A 22,302-nucleotide genomic window follows, 5' to 3' on the forward strand; every position below is an offset into this window, starting at 1 on the left:
CCCTAAACTGCTAACTACCGCTGCGCCGCTTTATGAGCTTATCGCCAAACTGAAAAAACGTTAGGCTCAAAAATATAATTATGGCTCCTATAATAAGCTCCTGACTTAAAGGCTCGTTATTAAGTAATGCGCCTAGCGCTAATGCAAAACTAGGTGTAATTAAACTACTTAATGCTACAGTACTGGCGTTTAACTTTTGTAATACATGAAAATACACTAAAGCCCCTACAATCGAGCCAAAAATACCTAAATACGCAATACTCCATAACGAGCGAGCACTCCAATAATCCATACTTATTTGCCCATCTACCAGCCACCACAGCAGCCCAAATAAAGGAGTAACAAAAACCAGCGCTCCAAAAGTGGTTGCCATCGGGTGAATAGCAATTTTTACACGTTTGATCATCACCCCACTGAGACTAAATAAAGTAACGGCCAATAACACATACATCAGCCCTATGCCCTGAGTTTGTGAGGTTTGTAGCTGGTTATAACTTACAAAATAAAGGCCTATTAATGCACAGCTCAGCGCTATTAATTTAATAGGGCTAAATTTAGGCTCATTAAGTAACCTTTGTGCTAAAAAACCAGAGAGAATAGGCGCAAGGCCAAACACTAATGAAATAATACCTGAAGGTACTGTGGTAGCAGCCATGTAACTTAATGACATACCGCCAAAAATACCCAAACTGGAGTATGCATATAACGTACACGCGTTTTTGCTCCAAGGTACACGAATATTGGCTATAGCAACAATTAACCCAGCAACAAATAAGCCTATAATCATGCGCATTAAAACGGCGAGCGTTGGTGCTACAGTTTCACTGCTCCATACAATACCTAAAGGCGTAGTACACCAAATAATGACAAGTAGTAAATAAGATAATTTAACTGGCACACGCCATTCCTTTGCACTGAGGAGGTAGAAACCCTATTAAAGTAAATTATACGCGCGAAAGTAATACGCAGTACATATATAAACGCCTAAATACAGCTGTAAATTCATAGTTACATTATTATTTACCGGCATTTATTACAAAACTATTTATGTTTTAAGTAACTAGTTATATCTTGAGTGCCTCTCACACATTTTAGGATAGTTAAGTGCTTAAAAATAAAACAATAGGCAGCATGTTAATTGTTGCAGGCACCACCATAGGCGCAGGTATGCTGGCATTGCCAATAGCCTCTGCAGGGCTTGGATTTAATACCGCGCTTGCACTGATAATAGCCAGCTGGTTACTGATGACCTACACCGCTTTATTAATGCTAGAGCTCCACCAATACGCCCCTAGAGATGCAACGTTAAACACCTTAGCAAAGCGCTGGTTAGGAAAACGCGGCCAGTACGTTGCTAACTTTTCGATGATATTTTTGTTTTACGCCCTGTGCGCAGCCTATATAGCCGGGGGTGGCGCGCAGTTGCAGTCGCGTATTAGTAGTGATTTGAGCATAAACATAGCGCCCCAAATTGCCTCTATTGTTTTAGCCATTGTAATAGGTAGCGTGGTTACTTTAGGCACCAGTAAAGTAGATAAACTTAACCGCGTGTTATTTACGATTAAAATTTTAGTACTAGGCAGCTTGTTTTATATGCTTACACCCTATGTACAAGGTAAGCACTTACTTGAAATGCCCGTTGAGCAAGGGCTGATTTTATCTGCCTTACCCGTTATTTTTACCTCATTTGGTTTTCATGGCTCTATTCCGTCAATTGTTAAGTATGTGGGGCTAGAAACAAAAGTATTGCGTAAGGTAATGATTGCAGGGGCTGCTTTACCTTTAGTGATTTATATTTTTTGGCAACTGCTTAGCCAAGGGATTATGCAGCAAAGTGATTTACTCAATAGTAATGGCTTAACAGGCTTTGTAGAGAGTGTGGCAAGTATTGCGCATAATCCGCAGGTAACAAGCGCTGTTACGCTGTTTGCCGACTTAGCATTGGCCACCTCTTTTTTAGGTGTTAGCTTAGGGTTATTTGATTTTTTTGCTGATGCATTTAATAAAGGCGACACCAAGTCAGAAAGAATAAAAACCGCACTAATTACTTTTATTCCCCCTTTAGGGTTTGCGTTATTTTACCCTCAGGGATTTATAATGGCGCTAGGCTATGCAGCCATCGCCCTTGTGGTATTAGCAATATTTTTACCGGTTTCTATGGTGTATAGGCAGCGTAAATCGGGCCCTCAAACGGGATATCAAGTGCGAAGTGGTAATATGGGATTAGCGGTGGCAGGGCTGTGCGGCGTTGTAATTATTGTCGCCCAATTTATGCAAATGTTGGGATTAGTACCCGCTATTGGTTAATAACAAACCTAACCCCTTTAGCTTAAAAAGGGGTTAGTTAAAAATGTTAAAATACCCGAGACTCACCACGGCCTGTAGCCTGAGAAGCTGCTTGTAACTCACCGTCTTTATTTACAATAACCTGCAAATCGCCAAAACGGCGCTCATCCAGTGTGTAGCCCATTTTTATAAGTTCAGCTTGTGTGTTTTCACTGAGCCCTGCGTGTATTCTGATCACGTTTTTAGGCCATAACTGATGATGAAACCGCGTGCTATTAACAATATCGTTGGCGCCCATGTTAAATTCAACCGCATTTAAAATAGATTGATACACCGAGCTAATAATTGTTGTGCCCCCAGGCGAGCCTGTGACCATTTTAACGCTGTTGTTTTTGAGCAGTATGGTTGGCGACATTGAGCTAAGCATACGCTTTTGAGGCTGAATTTCATTGGCTTTACCGCCGAGCGCACCAAAGGCGTTCATTACCCCAGGTTTAGCGCTAAAGTCGTCCATTTCGTCATTTAATATAAAGCCTGCACCTTCAACCACAACGCCACTACCAAAGCTTAAATTAATCGTTGTGGTATTGGCCACTGCATTACCCATTTTATCAATAATAGAAAAATGCGTGGTTTGTTCACTTTCTTTGAGGCCTGGTTTTATGTTTTCGGTGGTTGAAATAGCTGTTAAAGAAATATCTTTACTGCGCGCTTTTAGGTAATCAATATGAGTAAGCTCAGTCACTGGTACATCAAAAAAGTCCGGATCGCCCAAGTACTCTGCTCTATCGGCAAACACACGTTTACCTATTTCAGCAAGTAAATGTACATATTGAGTAGAGTTATGTACCAGCCCCATTTCGCTTTTTTTAAGCTCAAACATTTTTAGCCACTGCAAAATAGCTATTCCGCCAGAGCTTGGTGGTGGAGAGGTTAATACTTCATAACCGTTCCAGTTAGCTTTAATCGGCGTGCGCGACACAGCCGTGTAATTAGCCAAATCAGTTTGGTTAATAATGCCGCCGTGCTGGTGCATAAAGTTGGCAATAATGCGGGCTGTTTCGCCTTTATAAAACCCGTCTTGACCGTTATCTCTTATGCGCTTTAAAGTAGCGGCTAGCTCGGGCTGTTTAAAAATCTGATTTGCTTTTATATCTGCAAAATAGTGTTTAAAATTTACATTTATATTTTGTTTGTCTAAATGAGCAATGTATTGTGCGACCCCCTGAGCCAATTTGGGCGGCACTTTAAAGCCTTGCTCTGCTAGGGTAACCGCTGGCTGTACTAATGTTTGCCATTTTAAGGTGCCGTGTTTTTGATGCGCCAGCCACATACCGGCTACGCTCCCTGGTACACCACTTGCATGAATACCATAAATTGACTTGTTTTTAATTACATCGCCCTTGGCATCTAAATACATATCTCTGTGCGCTGCTTGGGGAGCCGTTTCGCGATAGTCTATAAAGTCGCCTTTTCCCTCTTTTTGTATAAGCATAAAGCCTCCCCCGCCAATATTTCCGGCTTCGGGAAGCGTTACCGCTAATACAAATTGCGCAGCAATAGCCGCATCAACAGCATTTCCACCTTGTTCTAAAATAGCTTGTGCTGTATCTGCACTAAACGAGTCAGGCATTGCGACAGCGCTTTTAGTAACTTGCTCCGCCTGCACGCTAAATATACAAAAGTGTGCAATCAACACACTCTTAACAATGAGCCGGCTTGGTCGAAAGAATAACCCCATAAAACATCCTTACTTTATTATTTGAATATCGCTTGGCTCATTTATGCATACCATAGAATGTTAGGTCAATGTTTATACAAGTAATTTTTTGTATGCTATAACGCCTTTGCGTATAAAACGGCATCCAAATCGCCTTGCTCATCAGTGTGTATATAGTTTTTAACCCAGGTAAATCCCAGCTTTTGCATGACGCTAATTGAAGCTTTATTATCGGCCAGTGCCATTGCTGATAGTGTTTTTATCTCTGGCTGCATTTTTAAGGCGTTACATAATGCACTAGCCGCTTCCGTTGCATAACCCTGTCCCCAACTAGATTGCTTAAAGCGCCACCCTATTTCAATATTTGTAAAATCGGGAGTTTGAGTAAAAAAGTGCATAGGCCTAACAAGCACCCACCCTATAAAAGAGTCCTCTTTTTTAAGGGTGATTTTCCACAGCCCCCAGCCTTTGTTTGCATTTTTATAGGCAAGCATTCTGGGAATCCCTATTTCTTTAATTTGTTTCAGTGTCGAAGGCGTTCCTCGGTTTATGTATTTCATTACCGCGGGGTCTTGATCTAGTTCATGCAGCAGCGGCCAATCGTGTTCATTCATTAATTTGAAATTTAAGCGTGTTGTTACAGGTGTGTTCATCTTCGCTGTTCTATTATTAAGTGGAATTAATTATTTGTCTCTAAGGAGAGATAGCACATGAACAAATTAGCAGGTTTAGCTTTATTAGGCACTTTAATTACACTAACGGGCTGTGAAGATGCTCAGGAAGTACAAGAAGATGCAAAAGATAAAAGCGCGCAAATGCAAGAGCAGCTTGGTGATACATGGAACGATGTAAAAGATAAAGCCACAGAGCTTAAAAATGATGAGTCATTAAATGAGCTGCTTGAACAAAGTAAAGCAATGGGCTTAGACATGTACGACGATGGCAAAGAGATTGCCGTTGACGCATGGATAAAAAGCAAAGAAGCAGCCGGTGAATTAACCGAAAAAACAAAGCAAAAAGCGCAAGAAATCGCTGAAGAAATTGAAGAAGCTCGTGAAGAACATGCTGAAAAACAGTAATATTATTGATACTAATTCATTTAATTAAGTAATTTGCTTTGGGGTAAAAACATCGTTTAGTAAGTAAAAAATTGCTATTTAGGTGTGCTTAACAAGCGTTTTTAACGCACTTAGCGTGGGGCTTAGCCTCTTAAAACACTTAATTATTATTGCTGATTGGTATTAAATAGTATTTACAAAAAAAGGCTGCAAATAACATTATTTGCAGCCTTTTTATTAATGCGCTTATACTATAATTAAATCGCTTCTTCGTCTTCTTCTGCGGTGCGTATACGTACTACACGCTCAACATCTGTGACAAATATTTTACCATCACCAATTTTGCCTGTTTGCGCTGTTTTTACTATTACTTCTATAGCGCGTTCAACATCTTCATCGGTTAGCACAATATCAAGTTTTACCTTAGGTAAAAAATCCACCATGTACTCAGCGCCACGGTAAAGTTCTGTGTGACCTTTTTGACGACCAAAACCTTTTACTTCACTTACAGTCATACCCGTAATACCTACATCTGATAAGGCTTCGCGTACGTCGTCTAACTTAAACGGTTTGATGATTGCTTCTATTTTTTTCATGCTCACTACTTATTAAAGCTTTAGTTGCCTCGATTTTAGACAATCATCGAGTTCATAGCAAACAAAGCAATTGAATTCGATGATAAAACAACCAAGCGTGGTATAATTATTTATAAGTCTGAATTATAAATCATTCTCAACTAGCTATAATAACAAATGTAGTAGGTATAAATAATATGAAAAAATTCCAAACTGGTTTAACTTTATTAGAGCTCATGGTGGCAGTAGCCATAGTCGGTATTATCGCCTCTATAGCTCTTTGGGACAGTAGCGATATGCTTGAGGAAAACCGCGCTGAGAATTTCTTGCTTGAACTAAAGCGTAATATTAGCTTTGCTCGCTCACAAGCCGCCAGCACAGATGAAATTGTTGTTGTGTGCCCTACTGGCCAAGGTAAAATTAAAAACAGCAAAGACACTTTCAACTGCAACAAAAAGTGGGACGAGAATAAAATTATTGTTGTATTTATCGATGTAGATAACGATGGGCACTATAATGGCGCTTCCGATACACTGCTTAGAGTCATGGAAGAAATATCAGATAACGACAAGTTAACCTTTACAGGAAATGAGCGTCGCTTGCGTTTTAATACTAGTGGACGAATTACCACAAACCCAGGTGACTTTATTTTTTGCCCCAATGGTGGCACTGAAAATAATAAAGCGCTTACTTTATTGCTATCAGGTACTGCTTTTTATGCCGGTGACAGCGCACTTAAGTGTGGTTAAAAAACATACAATTTAAGTTGTCATATTTTTATCATTTACTACACTGAGCTAATACATTTTTTGACTCAGGGCTTCAGGGATGAGGTTATCTACCCAAACTCAGGCTGGCTATACGCTTTTAGAATTAATGGCATCTATTGCTATTGTGAGCATTGTTAGCCAAATTTCTCTATCGGTTTTTCCTGACTTTTTAGCGAAAAACCGAGCCGACAATCATGTTAGTTTGCTGCACAGAAACATTAATTATGGCCGCCTTTACGCCATTGAAAATGGCACTTATGTTACTTTGTGTGCTTTAAAAGATAATCAATGCACTAAAGATGAGTGGGATGGGCAAATGTCGCTGTTTATTGATAACGACAAGTCTACGTCATTAGACACCGACGACTTATTAATAAGCACATTTGAAAAAATCCATGATGCAGATTCTATGCAATACCCCCGAAGTGCAATTACCTTTCGGCCCGATGGCTCTTTAAATGGTTTTCAAAATGGAACATTTATATATTGCCCAAATAAAGATAAAGCCAACCTTGAGGGGCTGGCTTTATCTGTCAGTCAAACAGGCCGTATACGAATTAAATCAACCGACAAATGTCAGAGCGACTAGTTAACCCGATTAAGTTAACGTCCCCAGCAATACTCAACATCTGAATTACCTTTACTGCCTTTTGCGCCTTTATAGCCTGTGTCAGTAATTGTAATTTGCGTGCAGTCACCGTCGCCTTTTACAGCACCCGCAATAGGTTTTGCAGTAATTGTAAACGTATTATCGTCATCATCCACATCAATCGACAGCTCAAAATAGCCGTTTTCTGTGGTCTCTTGTATACCTAAGTCTGAGAATGTCTCTGTGTACTCACGATTATCTACGAAGTACTGCTCTTGTTTGTTTGCAGCGTCTAAAAGCGCAGCTGCGGCCTCGGCCCGAGAAGAGCGTTTAACATACTCAGTATAATTAGGCAGTGCTATTGAGGCTAAAATACCTACAATAGCTACGGCTATCATTAACTCTATCAACGTGAATCCGCGTGCTTGTTTATTCATTAATATTCCTTAATCATCAATTTCATCATTTTCTTCACGTTTATAAATATAGGTTTGTTGGGTTTTAAAGCCAAACCCTACACTATCATCGTCATTCACTAATTGTACGCTACCATCTACAACCGTTAAGCCTGGGCCCATTATTTCTACTGGCTTCATTGGGTTTTGTGCATCTTCGCCTTTTATTCCCGGCCCAATTAGGTAAAACTGGCTTTCTTCGGTCACTTCAATGGTTGGGTTATCATCACAAAAGCCGTCGCCATTTCCATCGGCACAAGAGGGGCCTTCACCAAAGTACAATTGTGGTGTATCAGGTACATCATAGCTAGTGGTAAACTTTAAGTCGTCATATACCTTGGTGCCATAATGTAAATGGAACGCATACAACGAGCCGCCACCGCCACTTAACGAACATTGGTTCTCTGTAGAGGTTTCTGATGATGGAGTAAAACTTGTATAGTAAGCGACACCGCCCACCACTGTGGCTGCTGCTAAAGATTTTTCGCCGGTGCCTAACTCATAGCGCCAGCCTTTAAATTTAGCTAAATCGACTTCTAAATCAACAAACTCATCTACATCATCAAGTGCATTACCAAACGGATCGCTGTTCATTAGCATTAAATCTGCTGGTTTAATCGCTGTAGGGGCGCTAGTGAATGACTGAGTTACTGTATTTTCATCTCTTATCATAAACAGCTGATCGTCTTCATTTGTACCTGTTGGTTTTGAGCGATTTCCGCTGCCTATTACAATAGCGTCATACGGCGTATCTAAACGTGTAATCACTGTTTCACCATTAATCGTTGTTTCACTTACTTTGCTATAAAGTGTACGTGCCACCAACGGCTGGTAAAAAAAGCGACGGTCTTGGCTTGCTAAACTGCTACCAAGCTCTGCAAGTTTAAAGTGCGTAAAATTACTGGTGCTTGTGCCTGGCATGTCTATACGCCAAATATCGCCCCCGGTATCGGCAGCATAAATTCTGTCAATGTAACCATCGTAATCTGAATCAAGCGTAGAAACATTTGCTGCAATCGAGTGCTTGCCTTTAAATCCATTTTCGTTTGGCGTTAAAGCCCACACTTTTTTACCTGTTTCAGCTTCTACTATATAAATACCGCGACCAACCGAGTCTTCACTTCTTACCACGGCATCTTTATTTGTATCGTACCCTGCTCCAAAGACGAGTAATGGCTTATCACCAAATGCTTTTATGTACGCTATTTGGGGTTTTGACCACGTTTGAGCTAGCTCTTTAAAATCGCCAGTACCGCCTTCTATAGGGTTATCCCATAGTTTTTTAGGCTGATCGGGGTTAGTTATATCAAAGGCGTAATAGTTTTTTCCACCACGGCGCATACCTGCAAATGCCCACACGTCGTCACCATCGCTTGCATCAACAATACCATCGTTAATGCCTTCGTCATTTAAGCTTTTATCACTAAAGTAAACACTGATTGGGCCGTCCATCCCGTAGAGTTTACCGGTGTCTTCATTGCGTAAAGGCTGAATAATATCGTAAAGATCAGAGGGAATGAACGCCCAGCTTTCGGTCACTTGGTTATTGGTATCATCGTCTTTAAACATATGTAAAAAGCCGGCATTAGTACCAATCAATATGCGTATGTCGTCATTGCCATAGTCGATTGCCACTGGCTTAGAATGTAAAGGGTCGCCAAAAATATCGCTGCGTTGATCGGTGTTTGAGCCATCGTTGTCTTCATCGTCAACATCTATCCCCATTGCCCATTTTATATCTGAACTAGCTAGGCTAATCGGGTTATTGGTGACTAAATCTAAAATATCGCTTACAATATTAGTAGTAAACTCAACTATATCGCCTTGCTTATCTGTATAGAGGTTGCGTCTTTCTTCAGCTGGAGTCCCCGTAAGTGTAGCTAAATGATAGTTTACGCCCCCTTGTGCAACTAAGTTACCATCGGCAGACTGGCCATCTGGCAGCCAAAACGTTTTAGCATCTGTGTCTATTAAGCCATCAGAATCAAGCGCTGTATTATCTTCAGAGTCAACTATTTCACTGCCTGATACTTTTAATTTTTTTAAATTCCCACCCCATCGAGTGTTTGTTTCTGGGTAAAACATGGCAAAGTAAATAGCATCACGGCTACGTGTTTGGTCTACGTTGTTACTCGCAACTGAAGGCGAAGAAAAACTATCGTTAACTTCACGAATGCGAGAAATAGCGCTATTTAGCGAGTTAGAAAGCTCATCGGGTGTACTCGCTGGTAAGTTTTCACCGCCACCTAATAAAGCTGTTTGCCGCAACAACTCTTGCCCTTCGTCACTCATGCCTGACCCAAAACCTATGGTGTATATGCGGCCTGTTTCATGAATATCAGGTGTTGATGGATACAAATCAACTGTCGTATTACTGGTGCCATGAATTATTTTAGCTAATTGATGCAAATAATTATTATAAACGTAGTCCCCCTCGACCAAAGGTTGCCCAAAATAATTATTGTGTATTGCGCTTATTGAAGCATCACTGCCATTATCGCTATTTTCGTTAATGTAACGTCTTCCCCAACGATCATATACATATCGGGGTGAAGGGTCTCCATCCGTCATGTAAATTATATTTACTGAATTATCACAACGTTTTGCCTCTGCATTTGAGTCAGCGAAAGGAGAAATATAGTTATAACTATATGTATTTTCCCACTCGTTCCAACATCTCCATCTATTACATTTACGAACACGCTCTCTTCCAGTTAATACTTCGTTTTCGATTGAGGTGTCTCTATCTGATTGATCTATTGGCTCCGCATACTCTAAACCGCCACCTGTAATATACAGATATGCTTCCCACAGAGTCTCGGCTAATGGCGTACCCCCATTAGCAGGAAGCCTGTCGATTGATGAAGTAATATCCGAGTGCGGGCTTCCTATGCCTTCAACCACATAGCCACCAGCTGTTCCTACAAAACGCATTAAGCCGAAATCGATCCCTTCATTGTCATTCACTACTTTTTTCATTGCAGTCTTTGCAGCAGCAAGACGGCTATCTGGGCAAGGAATATACAGGTTACTACTTTCATTGAAACCACAACTAAGACCTGTGTTAGATGAAAACGCCATACTGCCTGAGGTATCAAATATAAGTAAAACCCTTGGCTTTTCTTCCACATCTACATCGTGGTTTACATAAAGCTCTATGTCTTCAGCCAATGCTGAGGCGCTCAGTGCTAAACCAAGTAAAGAGACCAATGGCTTATTAAGATTAAATTTCATTTTAAATCCCCTTACTTATACTGGCCATTTCTTGAGCTACACCTGTTACAATTGTAAGTTCGTGCTTTGCTTTAGAGCCATATTGAATAGTGGTAGAAATTTGCAGCATGTTACACGATATACCGGCAGTAAAATTAAATCGGCGTGGGCACTCTAAATCAAGCGCCCCCTGATTTAGGTTTATCATTTTGCTTTGCATATCGTCGTGCGTGGCTATTACCATCCCTTCATCATCTGCGCCTGCATGTGTTGATACTTCATCTGGCGTTAAAAAAAACTGATTAGCAGCACCTTTGCTTGCCTCATCAGAAATCATTCGCTGTACTTCTCCAATAAGCTCATTTTCAGCGACTTCTCGCTCTTGAGCTGCATTGGTAATTTTTATATCTACACTACTGCTGCTCATTAATGTAACGGCAATTCCCGTTACAGCAATGACCATAATAAGGGCTGTAATAAGCACAACACCTTGTTGTTTGCTTGCGTGTTTACTTAGATACGCCATAAATTTGCTCCCACGTTATTTAAACGAATAGTGGTGGTGAATACTGTTCTTCTGTAAGTATCGGTAAAAGTGAGCTCTCGGGAGTCTTCATCTTCACCTAAAATATATGTTTGATTTTTTATTTTAAGGCCCGGATCTGGTTGCAATGCTCTAACTAATAAAAAAACCTGCACTGTTAGAATGCTTTTGCGGTTTTCCCAGTCAGAGTGCTGCATGTCCTCAATGCTTCGGTACGAATCAACACGGCTATCACTGTCTGTATCTAAACCAAATACAAAGCGCATGTTTTCAACGCCCTCCATTATGGTTTCGGCCTTCATGCTGGCACCATTTAAGCGTTTACGCATTAATGCAGGTACTGTAAGGCTTTTATTATTTACTGTATAAGTTTGCTCTGCGAGGTAATAAACATGATGGCTATAAGGCCACACCGTGGCATTAACATTTAAACTCCCCGAATCTACAGCGCCTCGAACAAACTCAGCGCTTTCTTGCTCAGCTATAAAATAGTTTTCATCCGCTTGTGTTTCATTAGTGGTGCCATTTACGGTGAGCTGCTCACCTTGTAAAAACTTGATTTGTAAAATGTCAGTCCCTGCAATTGGCTTACTTATACAATTAAGCTCGCTTGTTGAACTGGCTTCTTTTGCATAAATAGTCCTGAAATTGCTTGAAGATGCTAAATCCGGAAAGCTGCCGTTATTAAGCCCTTCAAAACAATCACCACTGGGGGTAGGTAACGTTTGTGTGTTTGCTGCAGTAAACGAATCATCATAATAAGTTCCCCAAAAGCCCACCTGCTCAATATCACGCTGCATAATATTAATGGCTAAGCGGCCTGACTCTTGTAACTCGCCTATTGTCATTGTGTCTTTTGTGGTTACTTTCATACCAATATAGGTAAACATCACCCCACCTAAAATAAGCCCACCAATAAATAATGAAATCATCATTTCTATTAGTGTAAAACCTTTTTCTCTCATGTTAGCTCCTTAGGTATATATAGCTATTTAATGCAACCAAACGGCGTTTTTTATCGTCAGTACCGCATTTAAGCGCTTTGGTTTCATCATTGGCATTAAACTCTTGGCGGCCTTGCCAAGACACTATTACTTCAATATTAAACCCACGCCCACCCGTACCTGCTGCAGCCGTAGGGTTTATACATACAGTGGCATCATCGAGAGAGCCGGTGTTTTCGCGTGCACGAATGGCGCGTTTCCACTGCTGTAAATCAAGGGCTGCAACTTGCGCTGCAGTGCATGACCCACTAAAACAAGCCGTAGAGGTAGACGTTGATGTTTTACTGGTGAAAGTTTGCGTATATAAAGTAACTAGCTGTGCGGTATCATTTGCTCTAATGCGCTGAATAATATCATTTCCTAACGCTACCGCGGCTGCCCGCTGCATAGAGTCAAAGCTTGCCTGCTTAGCTTTTGCTTGCAGTGCAACAGCGCCTAATAAGCCAAAGCTTAAAATAATAAACGCAATCAGCACTTCAATTAAGGTGAAGCCTTTTTGAGGTTTTTTGTGGGGTGAATGCATAATAAAAACCAAATAAATTTTATCTGATTATAAGTTTATGCATTGAAAATGTAGATGCAATATATACTAGGACAAGCGGTTAAATTTGTTGATAAACGGTTAACAGCATCAAACCAATTGAGCTAATTGATGATTAAAGTTACTCTATCTGGAGGCGATTTAACTCCAGCGCAATGCTGCTAATTTAGTGGGCTCAATAGCGGCCTCTGCCTTACTTAAAAAGCCAAGCAACCTACTAAAAATTCAACCTAAAATATAACAGGCTCTAACTTAGCGCATTTTTTACTGTTTTTAGCTCTCGCCTACTTACGCTTAATTGCTCCTTACACCCGGCTAGTTCTACGCTATGTACACCAGGGCTTTGGGTATGCAAGGCAACAAACTTTTGTTTGTTTATGAGCGTATTTCTGTGAATACGTAATAATTGCGTTGGGAAGCGTTGCTCAAGTTGTTTTAAGCTTTGTTCAATTAGGGCCTCGCCTTCTTTGAATACCATATTGGTGTATTTTTCTTGGGCATTAAAGTAATACACTTGATCAAGTTCAATACTTTTTATTGTGCCACCAAGCTGATAACTAATTTTTGTAGATTGCTGCTTTTGCATATGCGCTTTATTTAAACGCCCTGCTTGTGCTAACACTTTATTTAATGCCTGTTCAGTAACGGGTTTTACTAAGTATCCTGCGGCACTGAGCTGTAGCGCATCAAGTGCATGCTCGGGGTAAGCCGTTACAAATACTATTGCCGGTGGCACGCTCAGCGTATTGAGTTGCTGCGCTACCTCTAGGCCATTAATACCTGGCATATCTATGTCTAAAAAAACCAAATCGGGATGAACCTGCTTGATAATGGCAAGCCCCTGCGCGCCGTTATCACCTTCGCCTTTAACTAAAATATGCTCGTTGTGCTGCAGTAGCCGCTTTATTCTAGCGCGAGCTAGCGGTTCATCATCAATAATTACAACATTCATTGGGGGTTCTCAAACTGCTTAGGGATCACCACTTTTACTCTAAATACATCCTCTTTTTGTGTGATCGTTAGTTGTGCTTTTTCTTTGTAATATATAAACAATCGCTGGCGAATATTTTCAAGTGCCATGCCGTTATTTGGTCTTTTTAGCGCCTCATTATGAGTGATAGGGTTAGAAACAATCAATGTTAAATACCCTGTTGTTACGTGTAGCTCTACACTAATAACGGCCCCTGTTTCACTGGGCTCTACCCCATGACACACCGCATTTTCTATTAACGGCTGAAGGGTTAAGCACGGAATACTAATATCTGGTAAATCAGCAGGCACTTGCCAATTAAGCTTTAAACGACTGCCAAAGCGCCAGGTTTCCAGCGCAACATATTGTTTTGATAAGGTCAGCTCATCTTCGAGAGAAACGCGCTGCCCCGAGCGCATAGCCGCTTGCGACAGCGCCGCAAGCGCAAGTATTGCTTGCTCTGCAGCATCGGCATCATGATGTGTTAGCTCAGCGGCGGTATTAAGGCTATTGTACAAAAAATGAGGGCGAATTCTGGCTTGCAAAGCATCAAGCTCCGCGCGCGAGAGCGCTTTTGTTTGCTGCTCTTTTTCAAAGTAAATCAGTAAAAACTGTACAAATAAAGCCGTGATCAAAAAAACAATTAAGCAGTTTCGTAATACAAAATAAATACTCGTTTCATTATTTGTAATATCTAAAAAGTAGCGGGCACACAGCACACTAAATAAAGCGGTACTGACTAAAAAGGAAATAAAAAAAGCAAAAAGTTGGGTGGTTTGCGGCTTTTTTTGTAAAACCCCCCGAAAAGAGTATAAAGCAGAAATACTGACCAAAACGGTCATATGAGAAAATAAACTAATTACGCCAAGGCTTTGCCAGCTATCCCCCTCAACAAAAGGAGCAAACGCTAAGATGGTAGCAACAACTTGGGTAACAATAAGCGTGGCAAGTACCCCTCGCTCATTAAAAAGAGCCGAAAAAAGCAATGTTTCACCTTGCGGCAACTTGCTCATAACGGCTCTCCTTGTAATCTAAATAATTAATTTATATAGATTAACGCAGCTCAACAGGAACGGCAAATACGATATTCTCTTCTTCACCTGGGTTTTCAACTACCTGCTTGCCGCCTAGCTCTTTTAAGCGTGCAATAACTTGCTGTACCAGCACTTCTGGCGCAGAAGCCCCCGCAGTTACTCCCACAGCGTTAGTTTCACCAAACCACTGTGCTTCAACATTTGTTGCATCATCGATTAAATAAGCGGTTGTGCCCATTTTATCTGCAAGTTCACGTAAACGGTTAGAGTTAGAGCTGTTTTTTGCCCCCACAACTAATAGCACATCTACCTTGTCTGCTAAATCACGCACAGCATCTTGACGGTTTTGTGTCGCATAGCAAATGTCATCTTTACGCGGGCCATCAATTGCTGGGAATTTTTCGCGCAGCGCATCAATTACATCTGCAGTGTCATCTACCGAAAGCGTTGTTTGGCTACAATAAAATAGGTTATCAGCATTTTTAACGTTAAGTTTGGCAACATCTTCTGCGGTTTCTACAAGGTAAATACCACCGTCGTTATTGTCATACTGCCCCATAGTACCCTCAACTTCTGGGTGACCATGGTGACCAATTAAAATACACTCAATACCTTTACGGCTCGCTCGCGTTACTTCCATATGCACTTTAGTAACTAATGGGCATGTTGCGTCAAACACTTTTAAATCGCGGCGTTTAGCTTCTGAGCGTACTGCTTGCGATACACCGTGGGCGCTAAAAATAACAATGCTGTCATCAGGTACTTGGTCTAGCTCTTCAACAAATACGGCACCACGGTTTTTTAAACCATCTACTACGTAGCGGTTATGAACGACCTCGTGGCGTACGTAAATTGGCTTTTCAAAAATATCTAAAGCGCGCTCTACTATGCTAATTGCACGGTCTACACCTGCACAAAAGCCTCGCGGGTTCGCTAATAAAATATCCATTAGCCTTGCACCTCAATAATATCTACTTCAAACGTTAAACGTTGACCTGCTAACGGATGATTAAAGTCTATAGTAACCGACTCACCTTGTACTTCGCGTACCAGTCCTGGCAGCTCAGTACCATCTGGCTGAGTAAAGGCAATAATTGCGCCGACTTTAGCTGGCGTTTCTGCACCAAATTTACTGCGTTCTACATAGTAAATATTATCTGGATTAGGTTGGCCAAAGGCGTCTTCTGGTTCTAACTCAAACGTTTTGCTTTCGCCTGCACTTAAACCTAGTAAGCACTTTTCAAAATTAGCCGTTAAGCTGCCATCACCCATCGTTAACTTAGCTGGTTTATTATGCACCTTGGTTGAGTCTGCGGCAGAGCCATCTTCTAGTTTAATAGAAAAGTGAAAAATAACCTCTGAGTTTTCACCAATTACAGCTTGGCTCATGCTTTATGCTCCTTCGGACTTTCGCCTGTAAAGGCATCAAATAATAATAATGCGGCACCAATACAAATTGCACAGTCGGCAATATTAAATACTGGAAAATGCGAGTTTTTATAAAACACATGTATAAAGTCAATTACATAACCATAAGCAACACGGTCATATAAATTACCAATAGCGCCAGCAAGCACTAACGCATAAGCACTACATAATATTTTATTTGTCGCTGGTAAACGCTTTAACCACCACACTAATAGCGCACTAATAGCAATGGCAATAAAACTTAAAAACCAACGTTGCCAGCCACCCGCTTCACTTAAAAAGCTGTAGGCCGCTCCATAGTTATGTACGTAGGTAATACTAAAAACAGGCAGTAAATTAATCGACTCTTGATAAGCCATGGTATTTACAACAAGTGTTTTAGTGGCAAAGTCTATTACAAGCAGTAATAGACTTAACCAAAGCCACACTAAACCACTTTTTTGGGCTAGTTTGCTCACTGAGTAAAGCTCCTAAGCGAATTGACGCTTTTCACCTTCGCCGTCAACATTGCTTACACAACGACCACAAATTTCAGGGTGTGCAGGCTCTGAACCTACATCATCGCTGTAATGCCAACAACGCTCACATTTAGTTGCATCTGTGGCTGCTACGCTAATGTACAAACCTTCAATTTCGGTTGTTTGTGTATCACTTGGCTGGCTATCTACTGCAGATACAGTGACCGCAGACGTTAGTAATACAAAACGCAGTTCATCACCTAATGCTGCTAACTTTTCAGCCAGTGCTTTTTCGGCGTATAAGTTAACGCTTGCTTGTAATGTTGCACCAATCACTTCTTCTTTTCGGGCTGCTTCTAGTACGCGGTTTACTTCGTCACGTACATTTAGAATCGCTTGCCAGTCATCGTTGCTAAATTGGCTGTTTGTCGGTGCATGTAAACCGTCGTACCATACCGATGTAAATACGTAATCGCTACGCTCGCCCGGTAATGCTTCCCAAATCTCTTGAGCTGTAAAGCTCATAATTGGCGCCATCCAACGAGTCATTGCTTCAGCAATATGATAAAGCGCAGTTTGACAAGAACGACGTGCATGACTGTCGCTTTTTGCTGTGTACTGGCGGTCTTTAATTACATCTAAGTAGAACGAACCAAGCTCACCTGTACAGAAGTTCATTAGCTTTTGCGTTACTAATAGCATTTGGTAGCTATCGTAAGCTGCTAAAATTTCTTCTTGTAATTGGGCTGCACGGCCAACAATCCACTTATCAAGCTCAACCATATCATCAACAGCAACTTGGTCTGTTTTTGGATCAAAACCACTTAAGTTAGCTAACAAGTAACGGCTAGTGTTACGAATACGGCGGTAACGATCTGCAGAGCGTTTAAATATTTCATCCGATACCGTCATTTCGGCGGTGTAATCGGTAGAAGCTACCCATAAACGTAAAATGTCAGCGCCAAGTTTATTCATCACGTTTTGTGGTGAAATAACGTTGCCTAACGATTTTGACATTTTGCGGCCGTTTTCATCTACGGTAAAGCCGTGCGTTAGTACTTGCTTGTAAGGTGCGTGACCGTTAATAGCAACTGAGGTCATCATTGATGACATAAACCAACCTCGGTGCTGATCAGAACCTTCTAGGTATAAATCAGCTGGGCCAACTAACTCTTCACGTGCATCAACAACACACGCATGTGTTACGCCCGAATCAAACCATACATCTAACGTATCTTGTACTTTCATGTATTGCTTGGCATCTTCTTCGCCTAACAAGGTGGCAGGCTCTAGGTCATACCATGCTTGAATGCCTGATTTTTCAACCAGCTCTGCAGCTTGCTCAATAAGCGCTTGCGTATTTGGGTGTAAAGCACCAGTGTCTTTATCAACAAATAAAGCAATTGGCACACCCCAAGTACGTTGGCGTGAAATACACCAATCTGGGCGACCTTCAACCATGTTCGCAATGCGGCTTTCGCCCCACTCTGGCAACCATTGGGTGTTTTTAATTTCGCTTAACGAGTCTTGACGTAAGTTAGCCTGATCCATGCTTACAAACCACTGCGGTGTAGCACGGAAAATAATAGGCGTTTTGTGGCGCCAACAATGCGGGTAGCTATGCGTAAGCGCATGATGATGCATTAAAGCACCGCGCTCTGTTAGTACGTCAATTACACTGGCATTTGCTTTAAATACATGCTGACCAGCAAATAATTCTGTATCAGGCAGGTAAACGCCATTCGCGCCCACAGGGTTTGCTACTTCAAGATTGTAATTTAAGCCTGCCGCGAAATCTTCTTGACCATGGCCTGGCGCGGTATGTACCACACCCGTACCTGAGTCAGTAGTTACGTGGTCTGCTACAATTACCGGTACATCAAAATCGTAAAATGGGTGAGCAACGTGTAAGTTTTCAAGTGCTGCACCTTTAACATAACCTAGTACGTGGAAATGATTAAAGCCATAACGGTCCATTGCATCTTTAACAAGCTCTGAGCCTAAAATTAAACGTTGCTGTGAGCCTTCATCATCTACTTGTACTAAGGCGTACTCTAAATCTGCATGCACTGCTACTGCACGGTTAGCGGGTAAAGTCCACGGTGTTGTAGTCCAAATAACAGTACCTACACTGCCTTGCCCTTTATGGCCATCGGCTAAATCAAAGGCGTTAACAACCGCGTCTTGATCTGCAAATGTAAAACGTACGTCAATCGCTGGAGATTGCTTATCTTGGTACTCTACTTCTGCCTCTGCTAATGCAGAGCCACAGTCTGTACACCAATGCACAGGCTTTGCACCTTTATGAAGGTGGCCATTTTTAATAATACGACCAAGCACGCGAATAGCGTTTGCTTCAAAGTCATAGTTCATTGTTAAGTAAGGTTTGTCCCAATCGCCAAACACACCTAAACGTTTAAAGTCTACTTTTTGACCTTCAACTTGCTTTTTAGCGTAAGCACGGCATTTTTCACGAAACTCGCTCGCGGTTACTTTAACGCCAGGCTTGCCTACTTTTTTCTCAACCATTAACTCAATTGGCAAACCATGACAGTCCCAACCAGGCACATAAGGTGCATCAAAGTCAGATAAAGTTTTAGACTTAACAATTATGTCTTTTAAAATTTTATTTACTGAGTGGCCTAAATGGATATCGCCGTTTGCATACGGAGGGCCGTCATGCAAAATAAAGGTCTTTTTACCTTTTTTAGCGCTGCGAATTTGACCGTACAGGTCGTCTTCATACCATGCTTTAAGCATTTTTGGTTCACGTTGTGCCAAATTGCCACGCATTGGAAACTGTGTTTCCGGTAAATTCAAAGTATGTTTGTAGTCGCTCATTAATCCTACTTTCCGTATCTATCGGCTACCTAATTTAAACCAAAACACTGTTTTGCGGCGGCAACATCGGTTGCAATTTGTGCCGTTAACTGTGTTAATGTCTCGAATTTTTTCTCATCGCGAAGTTTTTTTATTAACTCCACGTGCATAAACTGTCCATATATATCTTGTGCAAAGTCAAAAAGATGAACTTCTAACAAAGCACGAGTTCCATTAAAAGTGGGCTTGTTACCAATATTGGCTACCCCATAAACGTGTTTTCCGGCAATGTTTGCTTTTACGGCAAACACCCCATTTACAGGGCAAACTTGGCGTTTAAGCGCTATATTTGCAGTTCGAAAACCAAGCTCTCGCCCTCTTTTCCAACCATGTATTACACGCCCTGAAATAGCATAATTATGCCCTAGCATTAACTTAGCATTTTCTAAGTCGCCTGCTGCTAATGCTTCACGTATTAGTGTGCTGCTTACTCTAGCATTTAATTGGCGAAAACTCGCGGTGCTTTTTACATCCATGCCCGCTTGTTTGCCCATACTGAGCAGTAAATTAAAATTCCCTTGGCGCTGTTTACCAAATTTAAAATCATCACCTACTGTGAGTGCTTTAACGCCTAGCTTTTTAATTAAAATATCACTAACAAATTGCTCAGCGTGCATATTGGCAAATTGTTGGTTAAAGCTAATACAAATAACCCGCTCAATACCTAAGTTACTTAGTAATCTGAGTTTGTCGCGTAACCGAGTAAGTCGAGCTGGCGCATTGTTTTTAGCAAAAAACTCTTGCGGCTGCGGCTCAAATAACATCACAGTACTGGGTAAGTTATGTGCTTTGGCATCCGCTAACAACCCTTTTAACACTTCGCCATGGCCTAAATGCACACCGTCAAAATTACCAATAGTCAACACACAACCATAATGCTGCGCTCGAATATTGTGTATACCTCTAATTAACTCCATGCCACCTAATGCCTTTTTCAGCGAGTATTATTAACGACTTTAAAATCGTTCAAAACCACAGGGCTGCCGATTATAATCTTTTTTTTAGTTTGATTCAGTAGTTGCTACACTTTTTATCGTATTTAGTCTTACACCAAGTAAAAACAGCACCGCAAAGTAACTTATTGCAGCAATTACTAGCAATACAATTAACAACATTACTTGCTCAGAAAAATGCCATGTAGCCCAATAATAACGGCTGCTGACGTACCACGTTAAAGCGCCCATTACCAAGCTTGCCACAATGCACTTTACGCTAAAGCGCAGGCTCATTGCAGAAAACTGATACACGTTTTCTTTTTTAAGTTGCCTGTAAAGTAAAAAAGCATTGCAGCTGGCCGACATAGACGTTGCTAAAGCAAGCCCTAAATATCCTATAAACGGGGCTAACATAATATTAAATACCATATTAAGCACCAGCGTAATAATACCAATACGCACAGGTGTTTTGGTATCTTGACGCGAGTAAAAACCCGGCGCTAATACTTTAATAAGCATAAAGCTAACTAACCCTACCGAGTAGGCAACCACCCCTAAGCTTACCGCTTTGACATGATCAACCTCAGCGTCTTTAAATGCACCGTGATCAAATAGCACAGTAATGATAAGCGGGCTTATAATCATTAAACCAACCATGGCGGGTATGCCTAAAAAAATCACAAAACGCACACCCCAATCTAACGTATGTTGAAAATCACTGAGCTTTTTACTGCTATGCAATTTAGAAAGTGCGGGTAAAATAACAGTGGCAATACCAATACCAAATAAACCAAGTGGAAACTCAATTAACCTATCTGAGTAATAAAGCCATGCGATAGAGCCCGTCATTAATAGCGAGGCAATCATGGTGTCGAGCAGGAGGTTAATTTGGCTTATTGAAACACCAAATAATGCCGGCAGCATAAGCTTACGCACTTTTTTAACGTTCTCGTCTTGCCACGCCCAGCGAGGACGTGCCAGCATTTTTGCTCGGTATAAAAATGGTAACTGAAACAACAATTGCACCACTCCGCCCACAAATACACCAATGGCTAACGCATACGCCCCCACGCTAAATTTGTCGTGCAATAAAATGGCGCAGGTAATAATTGAAACATTAAGTAATACGGGCGTAAAAGCAGCCACTGCAAAGCGGTTATACACATTCATTACCGCACCGCTAAGTGCTACCAAACTAACAAATAACAAATATGGAAAGGTTAACTTTAATAAGGAGCTTGCCAGCACAAACTTTTCTGCATTGGGGCCACCTTGCCACCAATCTATAAACCAGCCAGTACCAAATAACGCGGCAATAACAGGCGAGGCAATAACGCCAAAAATAGTCACGCAAAGCAAAATAGTGCCCAGCGTACCGGCAGCCTGTGCTACAAATAACTTAACTTTATCATCGCCATGGTGTTCTTTAATTTCGCTAAGTACAGGCACAAATGCCTGAGCAAAGGCCCCCTCAGCAAATAGTCGGCGTAAAAAATTGGGAATACGGTTAGCAAACAAAAAAACATCAGCAGCTGCACTAGCACCTAATAAGTTTGCAACGACAGCGTCTCGTACTAACCCTAAAATACGCGATATCATTGTCATACAACTTACAATCATACCGGAGCGAAATAATCCTTTTGACACCTTAAACCTACTTAAAAACCTTTAGTTAGCACAATTATGCCACAGTCTTTTTTATAAATCGCTTTAAAGCACTAGGCTGGGCGTCTGTGCTTTGTTACAATAGCGATATTAACTGCTAAAGCGGCAAATTGATGTTCGTTATAAGGAGCAGTTTTTCTTGAGTTGTTAAATTTAAATTGACATTCATGATAAAAA

The 22,302-nt window shown here is 41.2% G+C and carries 21 protein-coding genes; 4 read left to right on the forward strand and 17 right to left on the reverse strand.

The features are described from left to right. Positions 1–10 precede the first annotated feature (10 nt). Positions 11–898, reverse strand: a complete 888-nt coding sequence (locus B4F91_RS02645; protein ID WP_286937664.1) for a DMT family transporter — start codon at positions 896–898, stop codon at positions 11–13. Between the two features lie 206 nt (positions 899–1,104). Here B4F91_RS02645 and B4F91_RS02650 point away from each other — a divergent pair, with 206 nt between their 5' ends. After that, positions 1,105–2,307 (forward strand): aromatic amino acid transport family protein, encoded by a 1,203-nt coding sequence (locus tag B4F91_RS02650; RefSeq protein ID WP_286937665.1) that lies wholly within the window; start codon positions 1,105–1,107, stop codon positions 2,305–2,307. 46 nt (positions 2,308–2,353) lie between these two features. Here B4F91_RS02650 and ggt read toward each other — a convergent pair whose 3' ends face one another. Together ggt and B4F91_RS02660 are read right to left on the reverse strand one after the other, a co-directional pair. Then, positions 2,354–4,027 carry a gamma-glutamyltransferase gene (ggt, locus tag B4F91_RS02655; RefSeq protein ID WP_286937666.1) on the reverse strand — a complete coding sequence of 558 codons (1,674 nt, stop codon included), beginning with the start codon at positions 4,025–4,027 and terminating at the stop codon, positions 2,354–2,356. Positions 4,028–4,122: 95 nt separating this feature from the next. Continuing rightward, positions 4,123–4,659: a GNAT family N-acetyltransferase gene (locus B4F91_RS02660; protein ID WP_121637773.1), complete on the reverse strand. Its 537-nt coding sequence runs from the start codon at positions 4,657–4,659 to the stop codon at positions 4,123–4,125. A gap of 57 nt (positions 4,660–4,716) precedes the next feature. Here B4F91_RS02660 and B4F91_RS02665 point away from each other — a divergent pair, with 57 nt between their 5' ends. Then, positions 4,717–5,085 (forward strand): hypothetical protein, encoded by a 369-nt coding sequence (locus B4F91_RS02665; RefSeq protein WP_024032265.1) that lies wholly within the window; start codon positions 4,717–4,719, stop codon positions 5,083–5,085. A 236-nt stretch (positions 5,086–5,321) separates the two neighbouring features. Here B4F91_RS02665 and B4F91_RS02670 read toward each other — a convergent pair whose 3' ends face one another. After that, positions 5,322–5,660, reverse strand: a complete 339-nt coding sequence (locus B4F91_RS02670; protein WP_004588371.1) for a P-II family nitrogen regulator — start codon at positions 5,658–5,660, stop codon at positions 5,322–5,324. Positions 5,661–5,836: 176 nt separating this feature from the next. Between B4F91_RS02670 and B4F91_RS02675 the strand changes: the two genes are divergently transcribed. Next, complete coding sequence (locus B4F91_RS02675; protein ID WP_248450598.1) at positions 5,837–6,388, forward strand: GspH/FimT family pseudopilin; 552 nt, start codon at positions 5,837–5,839, stop codon at positions 6,386–6,388. A gap of 79 nt (positions 6,389–6,467) precedes the next feature. Next, complete coding sequence (locus B4F91_RS02680) at positions 6,468–6,998, forward strand: GspH/FimT family pseudopilin (protein WP_096041389.1); 531 nt, start codon at positions 6,468–6,470, stop codon at positions 6,996–6,998. A gap of 14 nt (positions 6,999–7,012) precedes the next feature. Here B4F91_RS02680 and B4F91_RS02685 read toward each other — a convergent pair whose 3' ends face one another. The 13 genes from B4F91_RS02685 to murJ form a co-directional block, all read right to left on the reverse strand. Beyond that, positions 7,013–7,435 (reverse strand): type IV pilin protein, encoded by a 423-nt coding sequence (locus tag B4F91_RS02685; protein ID WP_286937670.1) that lies wholly within the window; start codon positions 7,433–7,435, stop codon positions 7,013–7,015. 9 nt (positions 7,436–7,444) lie between these two features. Continuing rightward, positions 7,445–10,687 carry a PilC/PilY family type IV pilus protein gene (locus B4F91_RS02690; protein ID WP_288635358.1) on the reverse strand — a complete coding sequence of 1,081 codons (3,243 nt, stop codon included), beginning with the start codon at positions 10,685–10,687 and terminating at the stop codon, positions 7,445–7,447. A 1-nt stretch (position 10,688) separates the two neighbouring features. Further along, positions 10,689–11,192 carry a pilus assembly protein PilX gene (locus B4F91_RS02695; RefSeq protein ID WP_286937674.1) on the reverse strand — a complete coding sequence of 168 codons (504 nt, stop codon included), beginning with the start codon at positions 11,190–11,192 and terminating at the stop codon, positions 10,689–10,691. Beyond that, positions 11,180–12,175 carry a PilW family protein gene (locus B4F91_RS02700; protein WP_286937676.1) on the reverse strand — a complete coding sequence of 332 codons (996 nt, stop codon included), beginning with the start codon at positions 12,173–12,175 and terminating at the stop codon, positions 11,180–11,182. Before B4F91_RS02700 ends, B4F91_RS02695 begins: the two co-directional genes overlap by 13 nt. A 1-nt stretch (position 12,176) precedes the next feature. Then, positions 12,177–12,737 carry a type IV pilus modification protein PilV gene (pilV, locus tag B4F91_RS02705; RefSeq protein ID WP_064386015.1) on the reverse strand — a complete coding sequence of 187 codons (561 nt, stop codon included), beginning with the start codon at positions 12,735–12,737 and terminating at the stop codon, positions 12,177–12,179. A 265-nt stretch (positions 12,738–13,002) separates the two neighbouring features. Beyond that, the gene (locus B4F91_RS02710) at positions 13,003–13,707 is read right to left on the reverse strand and encodes a LytR/AlgR family response regulator transcription factor (protein ID WP_286937678.1); all 705 of its coding nucleotides are present in this window, start codon (positions 13,705–13,707) and stop codon (positions 13,003–13,005) included. Continuing rightward, positions 13,704–14,738 (reverse strand): sensor histidine kinase, encoded by a 1,035-nt coding sequence (locus B4F91_RS02715; protein WP_256845306.1) that lies wholly within the window; start codon positions 14,736–14,738, stop codon positions 13,704–13,706. Before B4F91_RS02715 ends, B4F91_RS02710 begins: the two co-directional genes overlap by 4 nt. 40 nt (positions 14,739–14,778) lie before the next feature. Next, positions 14,779–15,708 carry a 4-hydroxy-3-methylbut-2-enyl diphosphate reductase gene (gene ispH / locus B4F91_RS02720; protein WP_029774112.1) on the reverse strand — a complete coding sequence of 310 codons (930 nt, stop codon included), beginning with the start codon at positions 15,706–15,708 and terminating at the stop codon, positions 14,779–14,781. After that, complete coding sequence (gene fkpB, locus B4F91_RS02725; RefSeq protein WP_004588360.1) at positions 15,708–16,148, reverse strand: FKBP-type peptidyl-prolyl cis-trans isomerase; 441 nt, start codon at positions 16,146–16,148, stop codon at positions 15,708–15,710. Before fkpB ends, ispH begins: the two co-directional genes overlap by 1 nt. After that, the gene (lspA, locus tag B4F91_RS02730; protein ID WP_004588359.1) at positions 16,145–16,645 is read right to left on the reverse strand and encodes a signal peptidase II; all 501 of its coding nucleotides are present in this window, start codon (positions 16,643–16,645) and stop codon (positions 16,145–16,147) included. The genes fkpB and lspA overlap by 4 nt, the downstream gene beginning before the upstream one ends. Before the next feature lie 12 nt (positions 16,646–16,657). Continuing rightward, positions 16,658–19,486, reverse strand: a complete 2,829-nt coding sequence (ileS, locus tag B4F91_RS02735; RefSeq protein WP_286937680.1) for an isoleucine--tRNA ligase — start codon at positions 19,484–19,486, stop codon at positions 16,658–16,660. A 29-nt stretch (positions 19,487–19,515) separates the two neighbouring features. Continuing rightward, positions 19,516–20,442 (reverse strand): bifunctional riboflavin kinase/FAD synthetase, encoded by a 927-nt coding sequence (ribF, locus tag B4F91_RS02740; protein ID WP_004588357.1) that lies wholly within the window; start codon positions 20,440–20,442, stop codon positions 19,516–19,518. 84 nt (positions 20,443–20,526) lie between these two features. Further along, positions 20,527–22,065: a murein biosynthesis integral membrane protein MurJ gene (murJ, locus tag B4F91_RS02745; RefSeq protein ID WP_414704598.1), complete on the reverse strand. Its 1,539-nt coding sequence runs from the start codon at positions 22,063–22,065 to the stop codon at positions 20,527–20,529. Between the last annotated feature and the right edge of the window lie 237 nt (positions 22,066–22,302).

The sequence above is a fragment of the Pseudoalteromonas sp. UBA6610 genome (genome assembly GCF_002433295.1).
GTDB lineage: Bacteria > Pseudomonadota > Gammaproteobacteria > Enterobacterales > Alteromonadaceae > Pseudoalteromonas > Pseudoalteromonas atlantica.